Origin of the sequence: Streptomyces sp. NL15-2K (assembly GCF_030551255.1) — a bacterium.
GTDB lineage: Bacteria > Actinomycetota > Actinomycetes > Streptomycetales > Streptomycetaceae > Streptomyces.
The window spans coordinates 1,437,151-1,461,493 of the sequence record NZ_CP130630.1 but is presented as its reverse complement, the minus strand read 5'-3'; the positions used below and the strand labels follow the sequence as shown (position 1 = coordinate 1,461,493).

The window sequence follows — 24,343 nt, the reverse complement described above, 5'->3', positions numbered from 1 at the left end:
GAGATGACCACCGAGGGGGAGAGGACGAGACCGAAGGCGGCGAACGCCAGGCGCGCCCTCGCCGGTCGGCTGTCCTGGGGACTGGCCGACCAGGCGGCCTCCAGCATGTCCAACTTCGCGGTGGGCATCTACGTGGCCCGCTCGCTGGGCGTGACCGCGTTCGGCGTGTTCAGCCTCGCCTGGGTGACCTACGGCGTGGTGCTCAACGTCTCCCGCGGACTGGCCACCGACCCGCTCATGGTGCGCTTCAGCGGCGTGTCGGACGCGGCCTGGCGCGGGGCGGTGGCCCGGTCGTCGGGTACCGCGCTCGGCGTCGGTGCCGCCCTCGGCGCGGCGTGTCTGGTGGTCGGCGTCGGCGTCGGCGGCCGTGTGGGGCCCGCGTTCGCCTGCCTCGGCGTCGTCCTGCCGGGGCTGCTGCTGCAGGACGCGTGGCGGTTCGCGTTCTTCGCCGCCGGCGCCGGGCGGAAGGCGTTCGTCAACGACCTCGTGTGGGGCGTCGCGCTCGTCCCCGCCCTGGTGGTGGCGGCCCGCGTGGGCAGCGTGGAGGCCTTCGTGCTGGCCTGGGGCGCGTCCGCCGCGGTGGCCGCCGTGTGCGGCTGCTTCCAGTCCGGCATCCGGCCCCGTCTGAACGGAGCACGCGAGTGGCTTCGCACCCACCGCGACCTCAGCTACCGGTACCTGGTCGAGAACGTCAGCAACAGCGGCGCGAGCCAGCTGCGGGCGTACGGGCTCGGCGCGATCGTCGGGGTCGGCGCGGTGGGTGTGGTCCGGGGCGCCGAGCTCCTGCTCGGCCCGTTCATGGCTGTGCTGATGGGCCTGTCGCTGGTCACCGTCGCGGAGGCGGCACGGGTGCTGCGGCGGGCCCCGCAGCGGCTGGGGAAGTTCTGCCTCCTCCTCGGCGGCGGACAGGCCGTCGCCGCGCTGCTCTGGGGCGGCGCGCTGCTGCTGGTGCCGGACCGCCTCGGCGAACTCGTGCTCGGCGGCGTCTGGAGCTCCGCCTCGGAGCTCATCGTGCCGGTCACGCTCGGCGTCGCGGGCGCGGGACTCGGCACCGGCGCGGCGGCCGGACTGCGCGCGCTCGGCGCGGCCCGGCGCAGCCTGCGCGCCCAACTGTTCGCCTCCGCCTGCTACGTCGGCGGCGGGCTCGGCGGGGCGGCCGTCGCCGGCACGGTCGGCTCGGCCTGGGGCGTCGCCGCCGCGACCGCCTGCGGCTCGGCCCTGTGGTGGCTGCAGCTGCGGTCCGCCCTGCGCGAGCACCACCGAGGGGGTGCCTGATGGATCTCCGCGGCGTCGCGACGCCCGGCACGCTCCCCCACTGCCTTAAGGGCGTGGGAGGTGCCCCCACTCGCCGCACCGCCCGCAAGCCCAAGTACGTCCAGTACGAGGGCTTCCGGCCGGCACACCGAGAGCACGCACCGGCTGCGGTCTTTGGCCGCTGCGCGGCGGGCGCTCCTTCCCCGCGGAGATCCATCAGGCACCCCCTACCCCATCCCCGAAGTGAGGACCTCATGACCGCCCAACCCAGGCTGAGCATCGGCCTGCCCGTGTACAACGGCGAGGAGTACCTGGCCGAGTCGCTCGACGCCCTCCTCGGCCAGACGTACGAGGACTTCGAGCTGGTCATCTCCGACAACGCCTCGACCGACGGGACCCAGGACATCTGCCGCAAGTACGCGGCCCAGGACTCCCGCATCCGGTACATCCGCCTGTCGCGGAACATCGGCGCCGCACCGAACCACAACTACGTGTTCACCGAGTGCCGCGGCGAGCTGTTCAAGTGGGCCTCGCACGACGACCTCTACGCCCGGGACCTGCTGCGGCGCTGCGTTCAGGCGCTGGACGAGCGGCCCGACGTGATCCTCGCGCACGCCGACCAGGCGGTCATCGACGAGGACGGCCGGGTGAAGGTCCCGTACGAGTACACGCTCGCCACCGCCTCGCCGCACGCACCGGAGCGCTTCCGCAGCATGCTGTTCGAGCCCGGCGGCGACGACTTCTACGGAGTGATGCGGGCCGACGTGCTGCGCCGGGTGAAGCCGCACGACAGCTACCACCACGCGGACCGCACGTTCGTCGCCGAGATCGGCCTGCACGGGCCCTTCCACCAGGTGCCGGAGCTGCTCTACTTCCGCCGCGACCACCCCACCCGCGCCGAGCGGGCGAATCCCAGCAAGCGCTCCCGGTGCGTCAACCTGGACCCGCGCCGGGCGGGCCCGCTGCACCCGACGCCCCGGCTGCTCGCCGAGTACGTGTGGGGCTTCGTCTCGGCGATCCGGCGGGCGCCGTTGTCCTCGGCCGAACGGCGCGCGTGCTACCGCCACCTGGCCGCGTGGATGACCAGCCGGGCCCGGCCGGGCGCCGGCGAGCGGGTCGAGGACCGCGCCTCGGTCGACCCGGCCAAGCTCACCGTCTCCGTCGACGCCCTCGTCGCCGGGCGTGCAGGTCGTACAGGTCGTACAGGTCGTGAAGGTCGTGAAGGGAGGCAGGTATGACGTCCGCGGGCGAAGCCCCGGTGCGCGTAGGCGTGTTCGGCCTGCTCGGCTCCGGCAACCTCGGCAACGACGGGTCGCTCGAGGCCGTGCTCGGCTACCTCCGCGCCGAGCACCCGGAGGCGGTCGTGGACGCGCTGTGCGGCGGCCCCGAGGTCGTCGCGGCCCGGTACGGGATCCCCGCGACGCGGCTGCACTGGTACCGCGGGGAGTACCGGACCGCGTCGCGTGCGGGCGCGATCGCGGGCAAGGGGCTGGGCAAACTCGTCGACGCCTTCCGCACCGCTGCCTGGGTGCGCCGGCACGACGTGGTGATCGTGCCGGGCATGGGCGTCCTGGAGGCCACGCTGCCGCTGCGGCCGTGGGGCTTCCCGTACTCGCTGTTCCTGCTCTGCGCGACCGGCCGGCTGTTCCGCACCCGGGTCGCGCTGGTCGGCGTCGGCGCTGCCCCGATCGGCGACCGACCGACCCGGGCCCTGGTGCGCTGGTCGGCGCGGTTCGCTGCGTACCGGTCGTACCGGGACGCGATGTCCCGCGACGCGATGCGGGCGATGGGCGTGGACACCGCGCGCGACGAGGTCTACCCGGATCTCGCCTTCGCCCTGCCGACGCCGTTGGCGAGCGCGCCCTCGGGCCCGACCGGCCCGCCGGGTCCGGTCTGCGTCGGCGTCATGGACTTCCACGGCGGCAACGACGACCGCGCCCGGGCCGAGGAGATCCACCGGCGCTACCTCGACGGGGTCACCCGCTTCGTCCGCGCGCTGGTGGCGGACGGCAGGCCGGTCCGGCTGCTCACCGGCGACGAGTGCGATGGGCCGGTGGTCGCCACGATCCTCGACGCGGTGGACTCGCCGCTGGTCACCGCCGCCGAGGCGGCCTCGCTGGCCGAGCTGATGAAGGAGACGGCGGCTGCCGACACCGTGGTGGCGACCCGCTACCACAACCTTGTCTGCGCCCTGAAGGTCGGCACACCGACGCTCGCTCTCAGCTATGCGGCGAAGAGCGACGCACTCATGGACCGGATGGGCCTCGGCGCGTACTGCCACCCGGCTCGCGAGGTCGACGCCGACCGGCTGCTCGAGCAGTTCCGGGCGCTGGAGCGGCGATCCGCGGAGCTGCGGCGGACCCTCACCGAGCGGAACCTGGTCGCCGCCCGGCAACTCGGGGACCAGTTCACCGCGTTGACCGCGGCCCTGTTCCCGACGACCGACCACGCCCACGCCCACACGTATCGGGAGGCTCGATGAAGGCGACCGAAGTCCCGGAGATCGCCGGCGCGTACCTGTTCGAGCCGACGCCGTACGCCGACGAGCGCGGCTTCTTCTGCCGCACCTTCGACGCCGACGTGGTCCGCTCGGTGGGCCTCGACCCGGACGCCTTCGTCCAGGACAGCCTGTCCCGCTCGGTCCGGGGCGTGCTGCGCGGCCTGCACCTGCGCTCCGGCGCCGGCGAGGCCAAGCTGGTGCGGTGCTCGTACGGGAGGATCTTCGACGTCGTCGTGGACCTGCGGCCGGACTCGCCGACCTACCTGGGCCGGGCCTTCTTCGAGCTGTCCGGCGACACGCAGGCGACCCTGTACATCCCGGCGGGGTGCGCGCACGGCTTCCAGGCGCTGACCGAGACCGCTGACACCTCGTACCGGATCGACCGCCCGCACGATCCCGCCGAGGACGTGACGATCGCCTTCGACGACCCGGAGCTCGCCATTCCCTGGCCGCTGCCGGTCACATCGATGTCCCAGCGGGACCGGGAGGCGCCGAGCCTCGCCGAGGTCCTGAAGCAGAAAGAGAGTTGAGGTCGGCGTGGCCACCGAAGACACGGTAGACACCGAAGAGTTCCAACTGCCCCGGTCGCGGACGGCGAACGAGCGGCTGCACGCCATGATCCCCGGGGGCGCGCACACCTACGCCAAGGGCGACGACCAGTACCCCGAGAACCTGGCCCCGGTCATCAGCCACGGCCGTGGTGCCCACGTGTGGGACATCGACGGCAACCGCTACGTCGAGTACGGCTCCGGCCTGCGGTCGGTCAGCCTCGGCCACGCCCACCCACGCGTGATCGAGGCGGTGCGGCGGGAACTCGACCGCGGCAGCAACTTCGTCCGGCCGTCCATCGTGGAGGTCGAGGCCGCGGAACGCTTCCTGGCCACGGTGCCGACCGCCGAGATGGTGAAGTTCGCGAAGAACGGCTCCGACGCCACCACCGCCGCGGTGCGCCTCGCCCGCGCCGCCACCGGGCGCCCTCGGGTGGCCCTCTGCGCCGACCATCCGTTCTTCTCCGTCGACGACTGGTTCATCGGCACCACGCCGATGTCCGCGGGCATCCCGGCGTCCACCACCGACCTCACGGTGGCATTCCCCTACGGCGACCTGGCCGCCACGCAGGAGCTGCTCACCCGCCACCAGGACGAGATCGCCTGCCTGATCCTCGAACCCGCCACCCACACCGAACCGCCGCCCGGGTACCTCGCCGGCCTGCGCGAGCTGGCCGACCGGCACGGCTGCGTACTGATCTTCGACGAGATGATCACCGGCTTCCGCTGGTCCGAGGCGGGCGCCCAGGGCCTGTACGGCGTCGTCCCCGACCTCTCCACGTTCGGCAAGGCACTGGGCAACGGGTTCGCCGTCTCCGCGCTGGCCGGGCGCCGCGAGCTGATGGAACTAGGCGGCCTGCGTCACTCCGACGACCGGGTGTTCCTGCTGTCCACCACGCACGGTGCGGAGACGCACTCGCTGGCCGCCGCGATGGCCGTGCAGACCACCTACGTCGAGGAGAACGTCACCGCGCGGCTGCACGCCATCGGCGAGCGGTTGGCCGCCGGTGTCCGCGACGCCGCGGCGAGCATGGGCGTCGGCGACCACATCGTCGTGCGGGGCCGGGCCAGCAACCTGGTCTTCGCCACCCTCGACGAGAACCGGCAGCCGTCGCAGCAGTACCGCACCCTGTTCCTGCGCCAACTCCTCGCGGGCGGGGTGCTGGCCCCGTCGTTCGTGGTGAGCGGCGCGCTCAGCGACGCCGACATCGACCACACCGTCGACGTGGTGGCCCAGGCATGCGCGGTGTACCGGAAGGCACTGGACGCCGCAGACCCCACCCCCTGGCTGGCCGGGCGGCCGGTGAAGCCCGTATTCCGCCGCTTGGCGTGACGTGACGTCAGCGACGCTCCCGCCGACCGGCATCGGCCATCCGATCGACCAGCCGGTCAGCCAGCAGGTCAGCCATCCGGTCGATCAGCCACGCGGTCGCCGGTATCACCGCCAGCGCGGTGCACCAGCCGCCGAGGACATCGGTCGGGTAGTGCGCGCTCAGGGCGACCTGCGCCCAGCCCATGGCGCCGCCGGCGACCAGCGCCGCGGCGAGCACGAGTGACGTGCCGGCCGTCCTGCCGAGGCCGAGGCGGCCGGTCGCGAGCAGCGCCACCACGAGGGCGAGCGCGGTGAGGAAGGCGGTGTGCCCGCTCGGGTAGGACAGGTTGCCGGCGCCGTGGATGGTACGTCCCACCAGGGGCTTGAGCAGCTTCGTCGTCCCCACGCTCATGCCGACGCCGGCCACGACGAGCACCGCTGCGCGAGGACGCCGAAGCAGCAGGCAGCCCGCCATGGCGGCCACGACCAGCATCGCGGCTCCGGCGGGTTCTCCCAGGAAGTCCGTGGCCAGAGCGACGCGCCGCCACGGCGGCCGCACACTGTCCGCCGTCGGCTGGATGATCCACCTGTCCACCCTGCCGGGCTCGCTGTGGCCGGCGTACAGCACCCCGAGCACGACGACCACCAGCGTGGCCGGCGCCGCGATCAGCCCGAGCCACGCGCGCAGCGGCGGGGGCAGCACCGCGGGCCCCGGCCGGCCGGTCACATGCCCACCGCGTCCGGTCGACCTGCGGTAGTGACCTTCTCCTCTGCCGTGCGCAGCCGGAAGGCTCCGGTGCCCGGAAGTCCGGGCACGCCACGGCCCATGCGATCCAACGCGAGCTCCTCCCCCGGTCGTGTCCGACCCACCCTCCAGTAACCATGACCGCGCCGCGGACACCAGGTCCGAACCTACAATCCGGTCGCGATACATCTTGGCGTACGGAAGCATACGAGCGGTACCAAACAACTCCGCACGGAAGTAGCGGAGTTGAAGTGGGCCAGTGCCACCGCCCGAGTCGGCGCCAGCAGGCACAGCCGGTCATCCACCGGCTTCGGGCCGGGAGCGCGGCGTGGGAGCCCGGAATCCGGTACACGTGATGATGCTGGCCGGGCGCTACCCTCCTCGACCAGTCCGGGAGAGGATGTGGTTGACCGTGGCGCGCTGCCGCAGAACTCGGTGCGGAGCATGGCTTCGTGAGTGTCGTCGTCCGGGGGCGTATTCCGTTCCAGCCGGCGACGGGCCGGGAGCTCCTAGGGAAACGCTCGGCCGGTACCCTCGCGCCCGGCCCCGCGTACGTCACGCGGGCTCGCGCCGAGCTCACGGCGGCAGGCCTTGTTGAAGGCCTGGAGGTCGGCGATGCCCACGGCTGCGGCGATGGCGGTGACGGACAGGGTGGACGACAGCAGGAGGTGGCGGGCGCGTTGAAGGCGTCGGTGCCGGATGTACGACACGACTGTGCGGCCGGTCTCGGCACGAAACACACGCGTCAGGTGTGTGTGGGAGATTCCGACGGCGCGAGCGACGTCCGGCACGGACAGCGGGCCCGCCAGGTGTACCTCGACGTAGGCCTGCGCGGCGGTTACGAGGGGATGGTGGCCGCCTGTCCCGTCGCTCCTCGGCAACTCGGCGACGCGCCACAGGGCGGCCCAGACCTCGGCGGTGGCGCGCGGGGGAGAAGCCGGCATGGCCGTGACGGCGTCCCGGAGCAGATCGGCCAGGTGTGTGCTCTCGGCCGCGGCGTCCTGCATCACCGGGACCACCCGTGCGGTTCCGCCGTCGTGCAGCCGTAGATGCACGTAGAAGTGCTCCGACCTGCCCCGGTAGTGGAAGCGCACCTCGGTGTCCGGTGGCACGAGACTGACATGGCCGGGTCGGATGGGGTGGACCGACCGCCCGAGGGACAGGGCGCCCTCGTAGTTGTAGAGGTGCAGCTGCCACAGGTCGGGCAGCCGGAAGACATCGTGGTCGGTGGCGACGCCGTGTACCCCGATGCCGGCGTCGACCACGGTGGGCGGCTCGTCGATCCGTAGTGTCACGAGTTTCACGATGATGGAAAACTACCAGCACTGGACGATTTCAGCCCACGACTGAGCCGGGCAGGGCACGTACGTTCGTCGCATGCCAACCAGCAAACAACTCCTGACATCGGTTCAGGCAGCGCGCTTCGTCGCGCAGGGATTTCTGCGCCTGGACGCAGTGGTGCCGCAGGAGATCAACGAACGAGCCATCGCGACCATGGCCGAGGGCCTGCCGGACGTGCCCTACGGCACTTTGCTGAGCAAGGCGTTCGCGCAGGACACCTTCGTCCACGGGCTGCTCGCGCTGCCGGTCGTCGCGGGTGCTGTCGAGAGCCTGGTCGGCTCCGAGCCGACTGTCGACCACCACGCGGTGCATGTGCGCGAGCCGCACGAGGGGCAGGCGCAGCCCCTCCACGGAGACGCGATCATCGACGTACGGCCGGACGCGTTCGACATCCAGCTCATGTACTACCCGCACGAGGTGACCGCCGAGATGGGCGGCACGCTCAGCGTGCCCGGAAGCCATCTGCGCAGGATCAACGAGACGGACATCGGCCGCGTCCAGAACCTCAGGGGGCAGACGCGTCTGACCTGCCCGGCGGGCACGGTCGTCCTCCTGCACCACGGCATCTGGCACGGCGGTCGCCGCAACGACACCGCGCGCCGTCGCTACATGTACAAACTCCGCCTCAACCCGACCGTGCCGCAGGTGCGGCTCTGGGACACTACCGACCTGCACGACCCGGCGGTGACCGCAGAACTCGACACGTACTTCCCCTGGTGCGAGCAGGCCACCGCCCGACTGGAGATCTACAACCGGGTCCTGCTGTGGCGGGCCCTGACCGGCGACGAGTCGTTCGACGTCGAGTACTGGGTCACGCGCGTCAGTAACCGGCCGGCCCTGAGGAGTCAGGCATGAGACAGCAGGTTCTGGTCCTCTACCTCTCGACGTCGGCGCTCGACTCCGACGTGGTGGGCTGGTCCCGGTACGACGGGACCGGCCGGACCCGTCCGACGACCGGTGACAGCGACGAGCCGCCCTACCCCACCGGGCTCGCCGCGCTGCACGACGGGTGGCGTCTGTTCCAGGCGTCCCAGTTGCTGCCGCCGCAGTCCGGCCACGAGTACGACGTCTCCTTCCTCAAGCACGAGTTCTTCTTCGAGAAGCTGGAGGAAGACTCTCGCCCCTGACCCGGTACCGGAACTGCGGCGGAGCGGTCCCGGATCAGCAGCCGTAGATCGTCTTGTAGGCGACCTCGGGGAGGAACTGCCCTCAGGCGGGGTGCGTCTCGTCGACCACGTATCCGCGCCGCTTGTCCACCACGTTGCGCAGCGGCCGGCCCTCGATGCGCCGGGTGAGGTTGTCGAGGAACACCTCGACGAGCGTCTCCCGCTCGCTGGTGGTCTCGCCCGCCGTGTGTGGGGAGATCATCACGCCGGGCATGTCCCACAGGGGTGATTCGGCAGGCAGCGGTTCCTGGGCGAACACGTCCAGGGCTGCGCCGGCGAGCCGTCCGGCGGCGAGGTGGTCGACCAGCGCCTCCTCGTCGACGAGTCCGCCCCGGCCTACGTTGATCAGCCGCGCCCCCCGGCTTCATGGCGGCGAGCACGGAGGCGTCGACCATGCCCCGGGTGTCCTGGGTGAGGGGTGCGGCCAGGACGACGTAGTCCGCTTCCGTCAGGGCGGAGCGCAGGGTCGTCGCACCGTGGACCGTGCCGAAGTCGGGGTCGTCCGTGCGGGCCTTGCGGCCCGCGCCGCACACACGCATCCCGACGGCGCGCAGCAGCCGGGCGATGGCCCGGCCGATCGGCCCCGTCCCCCAGACCAGCACGGTGCGTCCGGTGATGCCGTCACTGGGGCGCGGACGCCACTCGCTCAGCTTGTCGGTGAACTCGGCGGTGGTCGCGGCTCCGCCCAGGTCACGGGTGCGGATATCGGTCTTGGCCAGGACCGAGGCGATCGTGTCCGTGATGTCCCTGGCCGCGGCGGGATGGCCGAGGTGTTCGAGCATCATGGCCGCGGACCAGATCGCGCCCAGCGGGTTGGCGATGCCCTGGCCCGCGATGTCGGGCGCGGAGCCGTGCACCGGCTCGAACATCGAGGGGAAGTCCCGCTCGGGGGTGCGGTTGGCCGCCGGCGCGATGCCGATGGATCCGGCGACCGCGGCCGCGAGGTCGCTGAGGGTGTCGCCGAAGAGGTTGGAGGCGACGACGACGTCGAAGCGGGCTGGTTCGAGGACGAACTTGGCCGCGAGCGCGTCGATGTGCTCCTGGTCCCAGGCGACCTGCGGGAAGGAGGCGGCCCGCTCGGTGACGAGCTGGTCCAGGACGCGGGAGCCCAGTCGCCGGGCGACTGCCCGCCAGGAATCCGTGACCACCGCGAGCCCGGCCCCGGCCAGTACCAGGGGCATGAGCGACACGCGGTGCTCGGTCTCGGCGGCGACGGTGAACTCGATGCCCGGTTCGCGCAGCGCGTCGACGTAGGCGCGCATCCCGGTACCCCGCTGCTCGACGATCAGCCGCTGTCCCGCAAGCTCCCCGCACTCCACCGCCGTCCGATCAGCGAACGGGCCGTCGGCCGGCACCACCAACACGAAACGCTGCCGCCCCAGCGCATGGGAGACGACCTCCTTGTCGGAGACCGGACCGGCGGACGCCGAAAGCCCCAACTCCACGGCACCCGTGCGCACCATGTCGATCACATCTGTCTCCAGACTCCGCACGGCCTCCCGGGCAGGCTCGATCAGGGCCCTTCCGGGCCCATCGCCCGGATCGACCACCTGGAGGAGAACCTCGCTGCGGAGCGTCTCCCTGGCGGCCGACGTGCATCTGTGGCCTGGAGAGTCCAAAGTGAACGGTAGCGGACGGTGGAATCGAGCCGACCTGAGCAACGTTTCCTATGTAGTCCTATATGTCCAGCTCTTCCACTAGGCAGGGCAAGCACGGTTCATGCAGGGAAGGTGAACGGCTACGGGCATTCCTTTCGGGCCGCAGTTGTCGGTGCCGGGGCTGTCACCGGCGCGCGGCGTGGGTGTCGAGGCGAGCAGGGCAGTGGTTCGTCTGGCCCGGCTCCCGCTCGACATGGCCGCGGAGGGCGTCGGGCAGCTGACCGGGGTGTTGGCTCGTGCCATGCATGGGCGGCCGACAGGCCCAGGTGACCCGCTGCCCGCCGGTGCGGGGATTCCAGTTTTGTTGGTGCACGGGCTGGCCGACGGAGCATCGGTCATCCCGCCCCTGGAGCGGGAGCTTCGCGGGGACGGTGTAGGCCCCTTCGTCCCGGTCGCCTGCAACGTGTTCGGCCCGGACATCCGCACGGCGGCACGGGCGCTGGGCGACCAGGTCGAGCTGGTGCGTGCCGGCAGCGATGGGCGGGCCGCGGTCGTGATCGGGTACAGCCTGGGCGGGCTGATCGCCCGCTACTACGTGCAGCGGCTCGGCGGTGACACGCACGTGCCGCTGGTGATCACGCTGGCGACACCGCACGGCGGGACCGCCACCGCCCTGCTGGCCCCGGCTCATCCGCTGTTGCGCCAGCTACGGCCGGGAAGCGAGCTACTGACCGAGCTCACCGAGCCGGCCGTGGGATGCCGCACTCGGTTCGTGGCCTTCCACAGCGATCTGGACGAGGCTGTCATCCCCGCCGCCAGGGGCCGTATCGACCATCCGGACCTCGAGGCGCGCAACGTGCTCGTGCCCGGCGTCGGTCACCTGACGCTGCCTCTTCACCGGCCGGTCATCGACGAGATGCGCGCGCTGCTGGCCGCGGCTCAGGTCGCGTTCGCGGTTTGTCCCCCGGATCACGACTCTTCGTAGCGCGGTGGGCACCGTCGCCGTTTCCCGTGACAGCGCGGGCAGATCGGTGGAGGCTGGGAGAGAGCCGGTAAAGACGTCAGCACGTTGCGGACGGACAGCATGGCCCCTTCGCCCAGCCCTGAGAGTGGGTGCACTGTGCGCCCGTATCGTCCCGACGACGAGCCGCTGGTACGAGAACTGGTTGATGCCGACCGGCTGCCGGGGCAGCCGCGCTGCACCACGGAGAGGCTGGCCGCCGCGCGGAGCGGTCTTGTTCCGCCGGTCGGCTGGGAGGTATCGGCTCGGCCGCGGATCAGTGTTCTGGCGGGGGACGGGGACTGCCCTGAGGGGGTCATCGCGTATCTGTCCTGGGCCGATGTGCGCACCGGGGTGATCTGCTGGGTCCATGCCCGCGAGGAACCGCCTGCTCTGCGTGCGCTGATCGGTCACGCCCTGGCCGCGCTGGCCCACTGCCCGATGATCGAGGCCTTCGTCGGCGGTCCGCCGGGTCCGCTGGGGCCGGGCGGCCTGCCGCGCGCCCGCCGCGGCGCCACGCATGACGCCCTGCTGCGCAGCGGCTTCACCGGCCGTCGCCAGGGCTGTTATCTGTACTGTGCGCTGTCTGCCGAGCTCCCGCCGGCCAGGGTGGTCGCGGAAGTCGTCTCCTGTGACTTTCCCCCGGGCCAGCGGCTGATCGTCCGCCATGGGGCCGAGCCGGTCGCAGAGGCCGTGATCGGCGTGGGACCCGAGGCCACCGCGACCGTGTACTGGATCGAGACCCGGCCCACTCACCGTCACCGTGGCCTGGGCCACGAGTTGCTCGGCCAGGCCTTGGCCCTGCTGGCCGAGCAGGGTGCCACCGAGGTTGCCCTCGTCGTCGACGACCCCCCGCACGCCGGCGACGACAGCCAGGCGGCGCCCCGGCTCTTCGACTCCTTCGGCTTCACCCTCGTCGACCAGCTGTGGACCTACCAGTCACGACATCCCGGAGTCCCGCGGCCCGCCCAGTGAGGCCCGGGGTATGACCGCGGCCGTGTGAAAGGAAAGGGCGGGGCACGACGTGCCTTCGCCCGACGGCCGGTCAGGCGGGGACCCGCTCGGCGGCGGCGAGGACGCTGGGGCGTGTCTGATGGCGACGCTCGTAGGTCAGCACCCGCCGGATGAGACCTTCCTCCGCGTCACCGAGGCGCTTGATGATCTCATCTTCGTCCATGCTGTCGTAGCCGGGCCAGGGCTCCGGCCCGAGCAGGTCGGCGATCCGGCTCAGGATCGCGGGGCGGGCGGCGTGGGCACGTTCGTAGGCGCCGACCGTGGCCAGGTCTGTCTGGGTGAGGTACGGGAGCCGTTCGAGGATCGTCCTGGTGCCGAGCCTGCGGTAGTCGGGGATCGGCAGCTCGTAGTCCCTGATGAGGGCTCCCTCCGGTGCCCCCTGGAACCGGTCCGCGCCCGGCATGCGCTCGGCCGTCTCCCGCAGCCAGCTGCTCCAGGCGCGAACCGCCTGGCCGGCGCCGGTGGCGCTCCAGCCATCACCGGCTTGGGCGGCCACCACCGCCGCCTCGGCGCGCTGCTCGAGACTGTTGCCGAGCTCTTCCATCGCCTCTTCGTGGTCGCGCCGCAGGGAACTGAGCAGCTCCGAGGTGACGGCGTCCTGGGCCTCCTGGGCGATGCGCTCGGCGGCCCGGCAGATGGCCACGGCGAACGCGGTGACCGCATACTCGTCCTCGACGTTCTTCAGCAGTTGTTGCTCCGAGGCCGGTCCTCGGCCGCGCAGCACAGCACCGGGAACGGCCATGGTCACGTCGAAGGGCAGCCGGGCGGCCTGCTCGGTCAGGCGCCAGGCATTTCCCAGAACGGTCTGCATCAGCCCGCGGGACTGCAAGGTTCCGAGACGTTCGTCGATGCGGTAGATGTGCCCCTGGGCGTCACCGGCGCGACGCTCCAGGACCTCCCGGTACTCCCCGGCGGGCGTGCCCGCGAGGTGGGCTTTGAAGCGGTCGGCAAGCGCGATTTCGGCTCTGCGTACCTCGCGCAGTGCCGGAACGAGCATGTCTGAAGCTACGGCCATCACGTTTCCTTCGGCTAGTCCGATGCTCGGCAAGGATCGGCCGGTAACCGGCTCCTGTCCCACAGTGACCGCAAATGACCACTTCCGCATCTTCCGTGCGCACCTGGGGGAGGTAGCGGCCGACTGCGCCGGAGGAGGCCGGCCAGTTGCGCGGGCGTCCGACCGACGTGAGGGCCAGTGCCACCTGCGAGTTGGCTCGTGATCAACCTTGCCGAGTTGGTCGCCCGCCTGCGCATCACCGACCGCGTCGGCGGGAGTTCGTCAGATTCCGTCGCGCTGGTCATGACGGATGGCCCTGGCGTACCGGGGCGGGCGGGGTCGGCGGCAGTCCTGCCGCCTGCGCTGACGGCCCCGGCCGCCGTGCTTGAGGTGAGAGCACTGACCGGGACCGTCCGCTGCGGGAGCCATGCAGACCGTATCGGCGTGCTGGCGTTGCGCGGACTCACTGCCCCAGTGACGGATCGTGATTCATCCCAACAGCGGGACAAGGAGGTCCAGCTGCTTGTCGAACACGGCCTCGACGGCGCCCGAGCGGCCCGGCCTCGGCCGGCTCGCCCTGCGCACCTCCAGCGAGGAGGCCCTCCAGCGCCGTATCGCGGCGATCGAGGAGGCGGGCGGCACCGGCACATGGGCCGAGGACGAACCCGGCCTCGGCAAGCTCTACGTCACCACCGACCCGGACGGCCATGAGCACGCCCTCTACTGGGAGAGCGAGGAGTACCGGGCTCCCGACGCGCTCAGGCCCGCGCTGAAGAACCAGCCGCAGGCCAAGCCGAACCGGGGTGTGGGCGTGCGGCGCCTGGGCCACGTCAACTTCCTCGCCGCCGACGTGCAGGCCCGGGGTCTGAAGACCATCGAGTCGTTCCACACCCACGGGACGCCGCCGGTCGCCTGAGGGGACTGCCCGTCAGGGATCCGACGCCGCCGACCGTTGGGGACGGCCGAAACGGTCTCGGGCCTGTCAGACGCGGACCGCCTGTCGCACATGGCGGGCGATCAGGGCGTAGGTCTTCCGGGCCTTCTCGTCGTCCGACGTGTCGTAGCCGTGGTCGGCCCCCCGCACGTCGTGGTGTTCCACGAGCGCCCCGTCCATCCGCAGCCGGTCGGCGTAGCGCTCGCCCTCCCTCTTGAGCAGGTCGAACTCGGCGGTGATGACCAGGGCCGGGGCGATGCCGGTCAGATCCGCGGTGTCCGACGGATGGGCGGGTGACACGAGCCGGTCGGTGCGCCGGCGCGCATCCGGGACGTACGACGTGTCGAAGACGTCCGCCATCCAGGGCCGCAGCGCCGGCTTGTCCACGGCGGCGTGCTTGTCGTTGGCGTGGGTGACGAGGTCCAGCGGGGGATAGTGCAGGACCTGGAGCGCGATCGAGGGGCCGCCTTCTTCGAGGGCCTGGCGGGCGACGGCCGCGGCGAGGCCGCCGCCGGCGCTCTGCCCGCCCACCGTGAGCCGACTGCCGTCCCAGCCGTGCTCGGCACCGTGCTCGGCCACCCAGCGGACGACCTCGTACGCCTGCCGGGGCGGGGCCGGGAACGGGTGCTGCGGGGCGACCACGTAGTCCACGTTGATCACCACGGCCCCGGTCTCGGCGGCGAGGAGGCGGCACAGCGGGTCGTCCAGCTCCGTGAGTGTCATGACGTAGCCGCCGCCGTGGAAGTTGACGTGCACCGGTGGCGCCGGCTCCTCGGTCGAGGGCAGGTACACCGTCGCCCGGGCCGGGGCGACGGATGTGGGGATCATCAACTCCCTCACGATGCGCGGGAATTCGGGAAAACGGGCGTGCGAGGCCGCCGCCGAGCCGCGCCCGCCGGAGCGCCGGTCGGCGAGCTCGGTCATCCGCTGCATCGTCTTGGCGGCGAGGACGGCCACCGCCGGCCGGGCCAGGAGGGACATGTGGCTCCGTTCGCTGGAACTGTGGCGGCACGGGGGAAGCCGCTCGGCACCAGCGAACTTATTTGAGTCAGACAATAAAAACTAGACCGGTTTCCGTGGGATGCGGGGGAGGGGCGGGCTCAGCGCGTGGTGCGCACGCCGTCCAGGGCGATGGACAGGACGCGGTTGCGCTGTGCGTCGTCGTCGAAGGTCGTTCCGGTGACGCCCGCGACCATGCGCACCAGGTCGGCGAAGTCCATGTCGGTGCGCGCCTCGCCGGCCCGCTGGGCCCGCTCGAGGAGCGGGCCGCCGGCCGCGTACATCGACTCGCGGCAGGAGGCGAAGATCTCCGACTCGTCGTTGAGGGCCTCGCGGACGGCCCGCTTGGTCACCATGTAGCCCGCCAACCGGTCCAGCCAGGTCGTCAGTGCCTCCCACGGCTCCAGGTCCGCGACCTCCAGGGCCAGCCCGCACAGGGCGTTCACCTCGTCCGCGTAGACGCTCTCGAAGAGATGGCGACGGGTGGGGAAGTTCCGGTAGAGCGTGCCGATGCCGACGCCCGCGCGGCGCGCGATGTCCTCCAGGGACGCCTCCGCGCCGTGCTCCGCGAACGCCTCACGGGCGGCGGCCAGCAGGGCGTCGTAGTTGCGGGCCGCGTCCTTCCGGTGCGGTCGCCGGGCCGCGACGATCTCGCTGACGGGGAACGGCTGGGCGGTCACGGGTGCCTCCCGGGGCGGGATCGGGTTGAAGCGGAGGGTTGCCTCCGTCAGAGTGGAGGTGCGCCTCCACTTTACCAGTGCACCTTTCCGCGACCGCTCGTCGCGGCCGTTCGGCGTGCCCGTGTCGCCCGCAGTGCGCACCGGGCCCGTGCCGGCCGTGCACCGAGGCTTCGGCCGCACCCTGTATTCGGAAGAGGCTTCTTCATGCCCCGCAAGTCCACCCGCCTCACCTTCGCCGTCCTCACGACCGGTGCCGGCGGTGTTCTCCATGCTGCAGTCGCTGATCGCGCCGGCCCTGCCGACCGTTCAGCACGCGCTGCACACCTCGCAGTCCACCGCGACCTGGGTGATGACGGCGTATCTGCTGTCCGCCTCGGTCTTCACCCCGATCCTCGGCCGCGTCGGCGACCTGATCGGCAAGAAACGCGCCCTCGTCGCCGTCCTCGTGACGGTGGCGGTCGGCTGTCTGCTCGCCGCGCTCGCGCCGACCATCGGCCTGCTGATCGTCGCCCGGGTGGTGCAGGGCGTCGGCGGCGCGCTGTTCCCCCTCTCCTTCGGCATCATCCGGGACGAGTTCGGCCCCCTCCGAGGTGAGCGGCAGCATCAGCAACCTGTCCGCCGTGATCGCCGCGGGAGGCGGCGTCGGCATGGTCGCGGCCGGTCCGATCGTGTCCGCGCTCGACTACCGGTGGCTGTTCTGGATCCCGGTCGCCATCGTCGCGGCCGCCACGCTCATCGCCGTACGCTACGTGCCCGAATCGCCCAACAGGGCGGAGGGGAACGTCAATTGGCTCGGTGCCGGACTGCTGTCGGCCTGGCTTCGTGGCGCTGCTGCTGCCGCTCAGCCAGGCGAGCGTGTGGGGCTGGGGCTCGGCGCGGGTGCTCGGCCTGTTCGCCGCGGCCGTCGTCCTGTTCGCGCTGTGGCTCTTCGCCGAGGCACGCTCCCGCACCCCGCATGATCGACCTGCGGGTCATGCGGCTGCCCGCCGTGTGGACCACCAACACCGCCGCACTGCTGTGCGGCGCGGGCATGTACGCGATCTGGTCCTTCCTGCCCGGCTTCGTGCAGACGCCGTCGTCGGCTGGATACGGCTTCGGTGCGAGCGTCACCGCGGCGGGGCTGCTGATGCTGCCCATGTATGGACGGCCTGAACCAGGGGGCGATGCGATGATGGAACACCGCAGGTTCCGCAGCAGCCGCCAGCCCTTCAGCGTGGCCGTGGCCTGCTCGCCCAGGGCCCGGATCTTCCCATGAGGGACGCTCACCGCCTACCGGTACCTTGGTACCCCTTGTCGGCGAAGCAGATCGCCTCCGCTTCCACGATTGGGCCGCGACCGAGATCGAAGAAGCCTGCCGTGGAGCGGCAGCGACAGGGTGGGTTGTGCTGATGAGTCGGCTACCTACCTCGAACTGGACCGATGAGGCGGTGAGTTATTGGTCATCAGCGGTTGGTTCTGGGTCGTAGGGCTCGAATTCGATGTAGTCGAGGGGGTCCTCGTCGCGGCGTCCGAGCGGGGGTAGGCCCTCGGTCGCGAACCGACCGCGCAGCCACTCCAGCAGGGTTTTGGTGAGGTCAGTATGGAGCGATGGACCTTGGTCGGCATGGCGCCATAGAACGATCAATGGCCAGTCGTCCGGCGTGGCACCTTCGGTCAGCCAGCACAGTTGGTCGCCGTCGATGGAGTCGGCGAAGGGCAGGAATCCCCCGGGCTCGGGATAGACGGCCAGCGGGTGATACTCAGGGAACTCGGCTCGCTGCCCCTGGTAGGTCTCCGCGTACCACTCGGCCCACGGTGCGAGCGCGTACTGGTCGTCGTCGAAGGGGATATTGAAGCGCAGCCAGCCGCACCAGGAGCCGGCCCCGTACCGCTCCATCAGTCGTACGTACTCGCCGGGCAGACGCGTGCCCAGCCGTTTGTACAGCCAGTCCCAGTTGTGCTTACCGAGCACGGGTATCTCCGGCGGCGGGACGAGCGTGATCAGAGTTTCCAGCCCGCTGCCTGTGGTGAGCGCCGCCCGCTGCTGAGCGGTTGGTTCCGGTCGCCGGGGCGGCGGTGTCCACGGGGTGTCCTCCAGGTCGGTTTGCATGCCACTTCGGGCGGCCACCGGGTGCATGCCGTCGGCCACGAGCTGGGCCAGCGTCGGCACGAGCGGGGTCGCGAAGCGCCGCCAGGGGTCGCGGCCCGCGTTCTCGTCGTCCTGACAGTGCATGACGACCGGCCACTGGTCGGGGTCGTCGGATGCTGTGGTGTCCCAATAGAGGGTGTCGGCGGTACGGGTGGCGCCGAAGGGGAGGACGCCGGGGGCGTTACGCCGAGTCTGCTGGACCCAGGCTCCGTAGTCGAACCAACCGCGGTTGACGCAGGGCACGTGAAGCCAGAGCCGGGCGCCAATGTCGAGTGGGCCGTACGCGGCAGCGATGGCCTTGTAGTCGGCGGGAAGGCTCGTCCCCAACCAGGACTCGACTGCCGCCCAGTCGACAGGTACGGCGAAGTCGGCTGGCGGATCGCCGAAGATCTCGGCGAAGGCGTTGACGTGCGGGTCTGAAGCATTCACGGGTCTGTAGACCTTTACCGGGAGCGAACGGATGTTGACCGGGAGGGCGGGGAAGCACGTGAGCACCCTCCAACCTTCCTCAAGGACAGGGTGGTTAGGCTGACAATGTGGTAAAGCCCCTGGTAGATGGGTTTTCGACCAAGAGAACCGTCTCCACCAGAGGCTTCGCATGCTTGTCTACCCGTCAGGTGTCGACGTGTCCGGTTCTGCCCTGCGCTTGCTGTCCACCCGTCTGCGGCAGCACCGTCGCGCGATCGGCTCCCGCTGGCGGCGTCTGAGCGCTGGCCGCCAGGCCCTGCTCACGCTCGCCCATCTGAGGGTAGGACACACGTATGCACAGCTTGCGGCCGGGTTCGGCGTCGGGATCACGACCGCCTACCGGTATGTCACCGAGGCGGTCGAACTCCTGGCCGACCTCGCGCCCACCCTGACCGACGCGATACGGGCCGCGTCGACGTAGGCGTTCTGCTGTGGGCCCCACCGGCCCTACCCGGCGCCGTCCACGATGTCCGTGCGGCTCGCGAACACGGCATCGTCGATGCCCTCGCCGAGACCGGCGTCCAGTGCTGGGCGGACAAGGCGTATCGGGGCGCCGGCGGCACGGTCCGTACCCCCTACTGGGGTCGCTGGAAAATCCTTTCCGCCGGTCAGAAAGCCGTAAACCGGTCCCACGCCAAAATCCGCGCACTCGTCGAGCAGGCCATGGCCACCCTCAAAGCCTGGAGACTCCTCCGCAAGCTCCGGTGCTCGACCACCCGCGTGACCGCTCTCCTCCAGGCCGTCCTCGCCCTGCATCTGGCCAGCTCAGAGTGAGGATGGAAAGAGCTCACTGTTACTCGCCTTCGTCGGAGCGGCCCTCGCCGGACTCGCCAGCGTCGCCGACAAGAACCTGCCGCTGCCCGCTCAACTCGCCGGCGGCGCCGCCGTCCTCGCGCTGGCAGCCGCCGCCGTGCTGCTGCTCCTGGTCGTGCGCCCCAACCTCGGAGGCCGGCCCGCGCCGTCCGCGGAAGGCTTCCCCCGCTGGGCACAGCTGAGCGAGGACGACCTGACCAACGCGATGCGCGAGGACACCCGCGCCACCCGGGTCAGTTCGCGCTCCACCATCGCGGTGCGCAAGTTCGAGCGCCTGGACCGCGCGATCGAGTTCTATGCCCGCCGCCTCCCGAAGGACTGACCGGCGCTCTCCGTGCGCCCCCGGCCGCCGGCCTTCTCGGCAACCGGGCCGTGCGGTGTCCGCCCGGTCAGCAGAGATGTGGTTCCAGGGTTCATAGTCTGTGTGGCAAGGGCGGCTTGAGCTGGGGTGTTGGGGGTTTTCTGAGAAGCGGCAAGGCGCGTTCTGGGTACTGGGTGGGGTGATGACGGTGCTTCTGGCCTGGGGTTATTCGTGGTTGGTTGATAACGGTGGTGTGGTGTTGGTGATGGTCTCCGGTGTCTAAAGGGCTGGTGCGGGTTTGTGCTGGTCAGCGGCTTGCTGTGGGGTCGGGTCAGGCGGTTGCTGGCGGGTGGGGGTGGGCGCCGGTCCAGTACAGGGCGGTGTCGATGTCGCGTGCGGTCCAGCCGTCGGCGGGTGCTCCGCCGTGCTTGAGGAGGTCGTCGAGGAGTTGGAGGTAGCGGCCGTAGCGTCCCGGTGTGGGGGTGAGGGTGAGGCCGAGGGTGTCGAGGGCGTGTTGGACGCGGCGGTCATAGACGGCCATCCGCTGTGGTGCTGCTGCGGTGAGGATGGCTGAGGCGAGGGCGTCGCCGGTGCGGAAGCCGGGCAGTTCGGCGATGATGCCGCGTCCGGTGCGGGCGGCTTCGCCAGGGGTGAGGGCGGTGTCGCGGACGGCCGTGACGGCCTGCTGGGTGACCTCGCGCACCTGTGTGTCGGGCAGGGACATGAGCGCCGACACCCATCGGGTTTGTGCGGAGAGCCGTTTCCAGACGACCAGGGCTGCGATGTCCGTCTTGTCGAGACTTCCTGCGCGTTCGGTGCGTTGCGCGATGTCGTGGAAGACCTCGTCGTAGTGCGGTGAGACGCCGCCCAGGTAGCCGGCGCGGGCGGGGATCAGGACGTCCCACACCCGGCTGCGGAGGGCAGCGAACTCCTCGCCGGCCGGCGTGTCCGTGGTCTTCTTCATGTCCGCATCATGCCGGTGTGGCCGGTTGGCGGGTGCGGGGGCGCCTGGCTTCTTCGGCGAGGTGGTCGAGCTGGATGGCGTCCAGGGTTTTCTTGGTGATGCGTTCGGTGCCGTCGCAGATGGCGGTGATGGCGGTGATGGCGGCTTGGCGGATGAGGCGGGCGAGGCTGCCGACGCGGCCGGCGGTGCGCTGGTGGAGGTAGGAGGCGTGGCGGGGGGAGTGCGCCGGGTGGGTGCTGGGTCAGGTCGAGGGCGTTCTCCAGGTCGGTGATGAGGTCGGTGATGAGGTCGGTGAAGGGCCGGGTCTGGCCGTGGCGGGCTGGGAGGGGGTTCCCGGCGCGCGCGGCTGACCGACGCGCAGCGGGCCGACCCGCGCACATGAGGTAGGGTTGATCCGCGCGCTCACACGGGCGACCGTGGAGAGCGCACCGGGACGTGGCGCAGCTTGGTAGCGCACTTGACTGGGGGTCAAGGGGTCGCAGGTTCAAATCCTGTCGTCCCGACGGCGCGAAGGGTCTTCACAGGCAGCAGCTTGTGAGGGCCCTTTTTCGCGTGGCCGTTTCCGGCTTCGGCCACAGTCGCGCCTACCGCTACCGGGAGCTTTGCTGCCGGGCAACCGCGCCCTCCGATGGACGTGTAGGTCAAGCCCTCTCTCACGGTCGTTGCTGGATTGGCTCACGCCTGCCGGCCAATGTCTCAGCTGGATCGCCGAACTCAATTCTTTATGTTTCGACTGATTGACGTCCGTGTTGAATCTGACACACACTGCTCTCCGTCTCAGCCGATTCATGGCAGACGCAAAGGAGCCAGCGATGAGACCCACACCCACCCGCACCGCCCGACGACAGGAACTCCTGGTCATGGGACTGTGCTTCGCGGTCATCGTGTTCGATGGATACGACTTGATCGTCTACGGCGCCACCGTGCCGGCGCTCCTGCAGTACGAGGACTGGGGGCTGACTCCGGCGATGGTCGGGGTGATCGGCTCCTACGCCCTGGTGGGCATGCTGATCGGCGCGCTGCTCGCCGGCACGGTGACCGACGTGGTCGGTCGCCGCAAGGTGATGCTCACCGGGGTCGGCTGGTTCTCGGTGGCGATGATCGGCTGCGCGCTCGCGCCCGACGCGACCTGGTTCGGCATGTTCCGGCTGCTCGCCGGGATCGGGCTCGGCGGCGTCATGCCCACCGCCGTGGCCCTCACCGCTGAGTACTCCGCCCCGGAGCGCCGCAGCCGCAACAACGCGCTCATGTTCTCCGGCTACGCCGTCGGCGGCATCCTCGCGGCCGTGCTGGCCATGGCGCTGCTGCCCTCGCTCGGATTCCGGTTCATGTACGGGCTGGGTGTCATCCCGTTGCTGATGCTGCCACTGCTGCTGCGTCACATGCCCGAGTCGCTGGTGTTCCTGGTGGCCAAGGGGCGCCACGACGCGGCCGAGCGGACTGCCGCGCGCCTGGGCGTCCCGGTCCCCGCCCCCGACACCGAGGCTCTCGCCGGCTCCGCCCGCCGGAAGCGGAGAGGGCCGGCCGAGCTGCTCTCCGGCCGGCATGTGGTGCCGGCCCTGCTCTTCGCGGTGACCAGTTTCTTCGGGCTGCTGCTGGTCTACGGGCTGAACACCTGGCTGCCGCAGATCATGCGGGCGGCGGGCTACCCCCTGTCCAGCTCTCTGCTCTTCCTGCTGATGATGAACCTCGGCGCGGTCATCGGCTCCGTCCTCTTCGGACCGCTCGGCGACCGGTACGGCATGAAGCCCGTCACGCTCCTGTCCTTCCTGGCCGCTGCCGTCTCGATGTCCCTGCTCAGCATCGCCACCGCCGCACCGTTGATGTACCTGCTCGTGGCGGTCGCGGGCTTCGGCACGATCGGCGCTCAGATCATGGTCCTCGGCTACGTCGCCCAGCACTTCCCCGTGGAGATCCGGGCCACAGCGCTGGGCTGGACGCTGGGGATCGGCCGCTTCGGTGCCATCACGGGGCCGCTGTTCGGAGGCGCTCTGTTGTCCGCGGGTGTCAGCACGGCGTGGAACTTCTACGCCTTCGCCCTGCCCGCCGCGCTCGCCACGGCCGTCGTCCTTCTGCTGCCCGGAAAGACGGCCGTGCCCGTCCCCGCCGAGCTGAAGGTCCGTGCCGCGTGAGCACGCTGTCGAGGTGCCTGACCGTCGCCGCCGTGGCCCTGGCCACGGTGGTGGCCGGAACCCCGGCCGCCCCGGCCGCCGAGGACACGTCCCCGGCGCGGGCCTGGCCCGGAGATCCTCAATGAGCCCGAGGCCGACGCGCCCCAAGTGGAGAACACCGGCATCTGGAAGGCCGACCCGGGAGTACCGTCACCTGCCGGCCGCGCCGGCCGCGCCGGCGGCGACGAAGGCGGACGAGCTTGTGATCGACGCCAAGAACATCGGCGCCGTCACCATCGACCCGAAGCAGGCCAAGGTCGACTGCGGTGCGAAGCTGCGCGTGGTGACCGACGGGTCGCTCAAGGTCGCGCTCCTGGGCTGCGGCTCGCGGACGTTCGACGCAGGGGCGACGCCTCGGTCGGTGGCCGTCGTCGGCTCCCGGTTGGTGTCCCTGCTCCCGTAGGGCCCCGAGATCGGCGGTGGGGCCCGCACGACATGTACGGGCCCCACCGTTATTTCTGCGGCGCCGTGCGGTTCCCGGCCACCTCGTCGTAGAACGACTCGGCCGCCGGGCCGAGCAGTTCGTGGGCCTCCAGGAACATCTCGTGCGCCTCGTGGCCCACCCAGCCCGCCGGCAGGAGTTCGGTCGGCAGGTCCGGGTCGCGGAAGGGGAACTTGCGGTAGTCGTACGTCAGTTGCATGCGCTCGACCAGGGCCTCCTCGGGGCTGAGGTGCCCGGCCCGGTAGGACGCCATCCGCCCGCGGTAGGTGCGCAGCAGTTCCCGGTAGTCCTCGTTGAGGGCGTCCAGGTCCCAGCAGCGGGCGGCCATCTCGCGGTCGACGGGCAGTCCGCCGGACTGGCAGCGCAGGGTGTCGAGGCGTACGGCCGGCTCGTCGGCGAACTTCTCCCGCACCTGCCGGATGCGGTCGTGCGGGGAGACGTACGTGGAAGGGGCCAGCGGGCCGAAGCCCAGCCAGGCCAGTTCCTTGCGGATGCGATCGCGTACGCCGCGCTCGGTCTCCGGGACCGAGTAGATGACCATGTACCAGTGCCGGTCCCACTCGGACGGTGCCCGGTCGAAGATGCGTGAGCGGCCCTCGTCGAGCAGCTGGAGACTGCGCGTGTTGAGCGTGTAGAGCGTCTCCCTGCCCTCGCGTCGGACGTCGAACCAGCCCTCCTTGCGCAGGCGCGCGAGCACCACGCGCACCGTGCTGTCGCCGACTCCGAAGCAGCCCATCAGCGTGCTGAGGGTGCGCAGCCGGGCGGAGCCGCCGCGGTAGCGGACGTAGTCGCCGAACAGGTCGAAGACGATCGATCGAGGTTTCACGAAAACCGACTATGTCATACGGACGGCCGTTGCCGAGGTGCGTCGTGCCGACCTCAACTCCATGCGGCGCCAGACCTGTATTACGTAACAAATGATTGACGCCCGTGTATTAAGTGACACACAATGTGAGTGTGCGGGTCGGCCC

Annotated in this window: 22 protein-coding genes, 1 tRNA gene and 7 pseudogenes; 17 read left to right on the top strand and 13 right to left on the bottom strand. The window is 70.8% G+C overall.

The features are described 5' to 3' along the window. Positions 1-3: 3 nt before the first annotated feature. From Q4V64_RS05950 to Q4V64_RS05930, 5 genes are all read left to right on the top strand, one after another. On the top strand, positions 4-1,275 hold the full coding sequence (locus Q4V64_RS05950) for a hypothetical protein (protein ID WP_124436648.1): 1,272 nt from the start codon (positions 4-6) through the stop codon (positions 1,273-1,275). A 233-nt stretch (positions 1,276-1,508) separates the two neighbouring features. Beyond that, complete coding sequence (locus Q4V64_RS05945) at positions 1,509-2,492, top strand: glycosyltransferase family 2 protein (RefSeq protein ID WP_124436618.1); 984 nt, start codon at positions 1,509-1,511, stop codon at positions 2,490-2,492. Further along, positions 2,489-3,736 (top strand): polysaccharide pyruvyl transferase family protein, encoded by a 1,248-nt coding sequence (locus Q4V64_RS05940; protein ID WP_124436617.1) that lies wholly within the window; start codon positions 2,489-2,491, stop codon positions 3,734-3,736. Before Q4V64_RS05945 ends, Q4V64_RS05940 begins: the two co-directional genes overlap by 4 nt. Next, the gene (gene rfbC, locus Q4V64_RS05935) at positions 3,733-4,284 is read left to right on the top strand and encodes a dTDP-4-dehydrorhamnose 3,5-epimerase (protein ID WP_124436616.1); all 552 of its coding nucleotides are present in this window, start codon (positions 3,733-3,735) and stop codon (positions 4,282-4,284) included. The genes Q4V64_RS05940 and rfbC overlap by 4 nt, the downstream gene beginning before the upstream one ends. A gap of 7 nt (positions 4,285-4,291) precedes the next feature. Next, on the top strand, positions 4,292-5,635 hold the full coding sequence (locus Q4V64_RS05930) for a glutamate-1-semialdehyde 2,1-aminomutase (protein WP_124436615.1): 1,344 nt from the start codon (positions 4,292-4,294) through the stop codon (positions 5,633-5,635). A gap of 7 nt (positions 5,636-5,642) precedes the next feature. Here Q4V64_RS05930 and Q4V64_RS05925 read toward each other — a convergent pair whose 3' ends face one another. Both Q4V64_RS05925 and Q4V64_RS05920 read right to left on the bottom strand, forming a co-directional pair. Beyond that, complete coding sequence (locus Q4V64_RS05925) at positions 5,643-6,341, bottom strand: phosphatase PAP2 family protein (protein WP_124436614.1); 699 nt, start codon at positions 6,339-6,341, stop codon at positions 5,643-5,645. Between the two features lie 527 nt (positions 6,342-6,868). Next, entirely contained in the window at positions 6,869-7,654 is a 786-nt protein-coding gene (locus Q4V64_RS05920; RefSeq protein WP_124436613.1) for an AraC family transcriptional regulator, read from the bottom strand. A gap of 82 nt (positions 7,655-7,736) precedes the next feature. Between Q4V64_RS05920 and Q4V64_RS05915 the strand changes: the two genes are divergently transcribed. Beyond that, entirely contained in the window at positions 7,737-8,555 is an 819-nt protein-coding gene (locus Q4V64_RS05915; RefSeq protein WP_124436612.1) for a phytanoyl-CoA dioxygenase family protein, read from the top strand. After that, positions 8,552-8,827 (top strand): hypothetical protein, encoded by a 276-nt coding sequence (locus tag Q4V64_RS54780; protein ID WP_124436611.1) that lies wholly within the window; start codon positions 8,552-8,554, stop codon positions 8,825-8,827. Before Q4V64_RS05915 ends, Q4V64_RS54780 begins: the two co-directional genes overlap by 4 nt. Positions 8,828-8,909: 82 nt before the next feature. On the opposite strand, the gene Q4V64_RS05910 is transcribed toward Q4V64_RS54780, so the two are convergent. The 3 genes and pseudogenes from Q4V64_RS05910 to Q4V64_RS54775 all read right to left on the bottom strand — a co-directional run. After that, positions 8,910-9,173: an NAD(P)-dependent oxidoreductase gene (locus tag Q4V64_RS05910; protein ID WP_253266616.1), complete on the bottom strand. Its 264-nt coding sequence runs from the start codon at positions 9,171-9,173 to the stop codon at positions 8,910-8,912. Positions 9,174-9,288: 115 nt separating this feature from the next. Further along, a pseudogene (locus Q4V64_RS05905) lies at positions 9,289-9,468 on the bottom strand (NAD(P)-dependent oxidoreductase); the annotation flags it as partial. A gap of 45 nt (positions 9,469-9,513) precedes the next feature. Beyond that, positions 9,514-10,338: pseudogene (locus Q4V64_RS54775) on the bottom strand (isocitrate/isopropylmalate family dehydrogenase); the annotation flags it as partial. Between the two features lie 349 nt (positions 10,339-10,687). On the opposite strand from Q4V64_RS54775, the gene Q4V64_RS05890 reads away from it, so the two are divergent. Both Q4V64_RS05890 and Q4V64_RS05885 read left to right on the top strand, forming a co-directional pair. Continuing rightward, the gene (locus Q4V64_RS05890) at positions 10,688-11,449 is read left to right on the top strand and encodes an alpha/beta fold hydrolase (RefSeq protein WP_172628930.1); all 762 of its coding nucleotides are present in this window, start codon (positions 10,688-10,690) and stop codon (positions 11,447-11,449) included. A gap of 135 nt (positions 11,450-11,584) precedes the next feature. Continuing rightward, a complete protein-coding gene (locus Q4V64_RS05885; RefSeq protein ID WP_124436610.1) occupies positions 11,585-12,439 on the top strand; it encodes a GNAT family N-acetyltransferase in 855 nt (284 codons plus the stop codon). A 70-nt stretch (positions 12,440-12,509) separates the two neighbouring features. Here the strand turns inward: Q4V64_RS05885 and Q4V64_RS05880 are convergent, their stop codons facing one another. Next, a complete protein-coding gene (locus Q4V64_RS05880) occupies positions 12,510-13,493 on the bottom strand; it encodes a hypothetical protein (protein WP_124436609.1) in 984 nt (327 codons plus the stop codon). 520 nt (positions 13,494-14,013) lie between these two features. On the opposite strand from Q4V64_RS05880, the pseudogene Q4V64_RS05875 reads away from it, so the two are divergent. Next, positions 14,014-14,325, top strand: a pseudogene (locus tag Q4V64_RS05875) (catechol 2,3-dioxygenase); the annotation flags it as partial. 129 nt (positions 14,326-14,454) lie between these two features. Here Q4V64_RS05875 and Q4V64_RS05870 read toward each other — a convergent pair. Both Q4V64_RS05870 and Q4V64_RS05865 read right to left on the bottom strand, forming a co-directional pair. Further along, positions 14,455-15,387, bottom strand: coding sequence for an alpha/beta hydrolase (locus tag Q4V64_RS05870; RefSeq protein ID WP_124436608.1), 933 nt, complete (start codon positions 15,385-15,387; stop codon positions 14,455-14,457). Between the two features lie 119 nt (positions 15,388-15,506). Next, positions 15,507-16,085, bottom strand: a complete 579-nt coding sequence (locus Q4V64_RS05865) for a TetR/AcrR family transcriptional regulator (RefSeq protein WP_124436607.1) — start codon at positions 16,083-16,085, stop codon at positions 15,507-15,509. Between the two features lie 204 nt (positions 16,086-16,289). Between Q4V64_RS05865 and Q4V64_RS54770 the strand changes: the two are divergent. After that, positions 16,290-17,223, top strand: a pseudogene (locus Q4V64_RS54770) (MFS transporter); the annotation flags it as partial. Here the strand turns inward: Q4V64_RS54770 and Q4V64_RS05850 are convergent. Together Q4V64_RS05850 and Q4V64_RS05845 are read right to left on the bottom strand one after the other, a co-directional pair. Then, a pseudogene (locus Q4V64_RS05850) lies at positions 17,192-17,401 on the bottom strand (IS5/IS1182 family transposase); the annotation flags it as partial. The pseudogenes Q4V64_RS54770 and Q4V64_RS05850 overlap by 32 nt on opposite strands. A 116-nt stretch (positions 17,402-17,517) precedes the next feature. Beyond that, positions 17,518-18,642 (bottom strand): SMI1/KNR4 family protein, encoded by a 1,125-nt coding sequence (locus Q4V64_RS05845; protein ID WP_124436606.1) that lies wholly within the window; start codon positions 18,640-18,642, stop codon positions 17,518-17,520. A 169-nt stretch (positions 18,643-18,811) separates the two neighbouring features. On the opposite strand from Q4V64_RS05845, the pseudogene Q4V64_RS05840 reads away from it, so the two are divergent. Further along, positions 18,812-19,455 (top strand): annotated as a pseudogene (locus tag Q4V64_RS05840) (transposase family protein). Beyond that, positions 19,436-19,816 (top strand): Pycsar system effector family protein, encoded by a 381-nt coding sequence (locus Q4V64_RS05835; protein WP_306308362.1) that lies wholly within the window; start codon positions 19,436-19,438, stop codon positions 19,814-19,816. The pseudogene Q4V64_RS05840 and the gene Q4V64_RS05835 overlap by 20 nt, the downstream one beginning before the upstream one ends. Before the next feature lie 310 nt (positions 19,817-20,126). On the opposite strand, the gene Q4V64_RS05830 is transcribed toward Q4V64_RS05835, so the two are convergent. Next, positions 20,127-20,759 carry a hypothetical protein gene (locus Q4V64_RS05830; protein ID WP_124436604.1) on the bottom strand — a complete coding sequence of 211 codons (633 nt, stop codon included), beginning with the start codon at positions 20,757-20,759 and terminating at the stop codon, positions 20,127-20,129. Positions 20,760-20,766: 7 nt separating this feature from the next. Then, a pseudogene (locus Q4V64_RS54765) lies at positions 20,767-21,088 on the bottom strand (ATP/GTP-binding protein); the annotation flags it as partial. Positions 21,089-21,188: 100 nt separating this feature from the next. On the opposite strand from Q4V64_RS54765, the gene Q4V64_RS05825 reads away from it, so the two are divergent. The 4 genes from Q4V64_RS05825 (at position 21,189) to Q4V64_RS05810 (ending at position 23,333) form a co-directional block, all read left to right on the top strand. Continuing rightward, a tRNA-Pro gene (locus Q4V64_RS05825) sits at positions 21,189-21,262 on the top strand. Between the two features lie 309 nt (positions 21,263-21,571). After that, positions 21,572-22,891 (top strand): aromatic acid/H+ symport family MFS transporter, encoded by a 1,320-nt coding sequence (locus tag Q4V64_RS05820; RefSeq protein WP_172628929.1) that lies wholly within the window; start codon positions 21,572-21,574, stop codon positions 22,889-22,891. Beyond that, entirely contained in the window at positions 22,888-23,016 is a 129-nt protein-coding gene (locus Q4V64_RS05815; protein ID WP_301184450.1) for a hypothetical protein, read from the top strand. The genes Q4V64_RS05820 and Q4V64_RS05815 overlap by 4 nt, the downstream gene beginning before the upstream one ends. Before the next feature lie 116 nt (positions 23,017-23,132). Then, positions 23,133-23,333 (top strand): hypothetical protein, encoded by a 201-nt coding sequence (locus tag Q4V64_RS05810; RefSeq protein WP_124436602.1) that lies wholly within the window; start codon positions 23,133-23,135, stop codon positions 23,331-23,333. Between the two features lie 49 nt (positions 23,334-23,382). Here the strand turns inward: Q4V64_RS05810 and Q4V64_RS05805 are convergent, their stop codons facing one another. Next, entirely contained in the window at positions 23,383-24,198 is an 816-nt protein-coding gene (locus tag Q4V64_RS05805) for a PaaX family transcriptional regulator C-terminal domain-containing protein (protein WP_124436601.1), read from the bottom strand. Positions 24,199-24,343 lie beyond the last annotated feature (145 nt).

Excerpts from the sequence above, each read along its gene's own strand:
- rfbC (WP_124436616.1), top strand. The coding sequence starts at position 3,733 with ATGAAGGCGACCGAAGTCCCGGAGATCGCCGGCGCGTACCTGTTCGAG.
- Q4V64_RS05820 (WP_172628929.1), top strand. The coding sequence starts at position 21,572 with ATGAGACCCACACCCACCCGCACCGCCCGACGACAGGAACTCCTGGTC.
- Q4V64_RS54780 (WP_124436611.1), top strand. The coding sequence starts at position 8,552 with ATGAGACAGCAGGTTCTGGTCCTCTACCTCTCGACGTCGGCGCTCGAC.
- Q4V64_RS05915 (WP_124436612.1), top strand. The coding sequence starts at position 7,737 with ATGCCAACCAGCAAACAACTCCTGACATCGGTTCAGGCAGCGCGCTTC.
- Q4V64_RS05880 (WP_124436609.1), bottom strand. The coding sequence starts at position 13,493 with ATGGCCGTAGCTTCAGACATGCTCGTTCCGGCACTGCGCGAGGTACGC.
- Q4V64_RS05940 (WP_124436617.1), top strand. The coding sequence starts at position 2,489 with ATGACGTCCGCGGGCGAAGCCCCGGTGCGCGTAGGCGTGTTCGGCCTG.
- Q4V64_RS05950 (WP_124436648.1), top strand. The coding sequence starts at position 4 with ATGACCACCGAGGGGGAGAGGACGAGACCGAAGGCGGCGAACGCCAGG.
- Q4V64_RS05870 (WP_124436608.1), bottom strand. The coding sequence starts at position 15,387 with ATGTCCCTCCTGGCCCGGCCGGCGGTGGCCGTCCTCGCCGCCAAGACG.
- Q4V64_RS05830 (WP_124436604.1), bottom strand. The coding sequence starts at position 20,759 with ATGAAGAAGACCACGGACACGCCGGCCGGCGAGGAGTTCGCTGCCCTC.
- Q4V64_RS05945 (WP_124436618.1), top strand. The coding sequence starts at position 1,509 with ATGACCGCCCAACCCAGGCTGAGCATCGGCCTGCCCGTGTACAACGGC.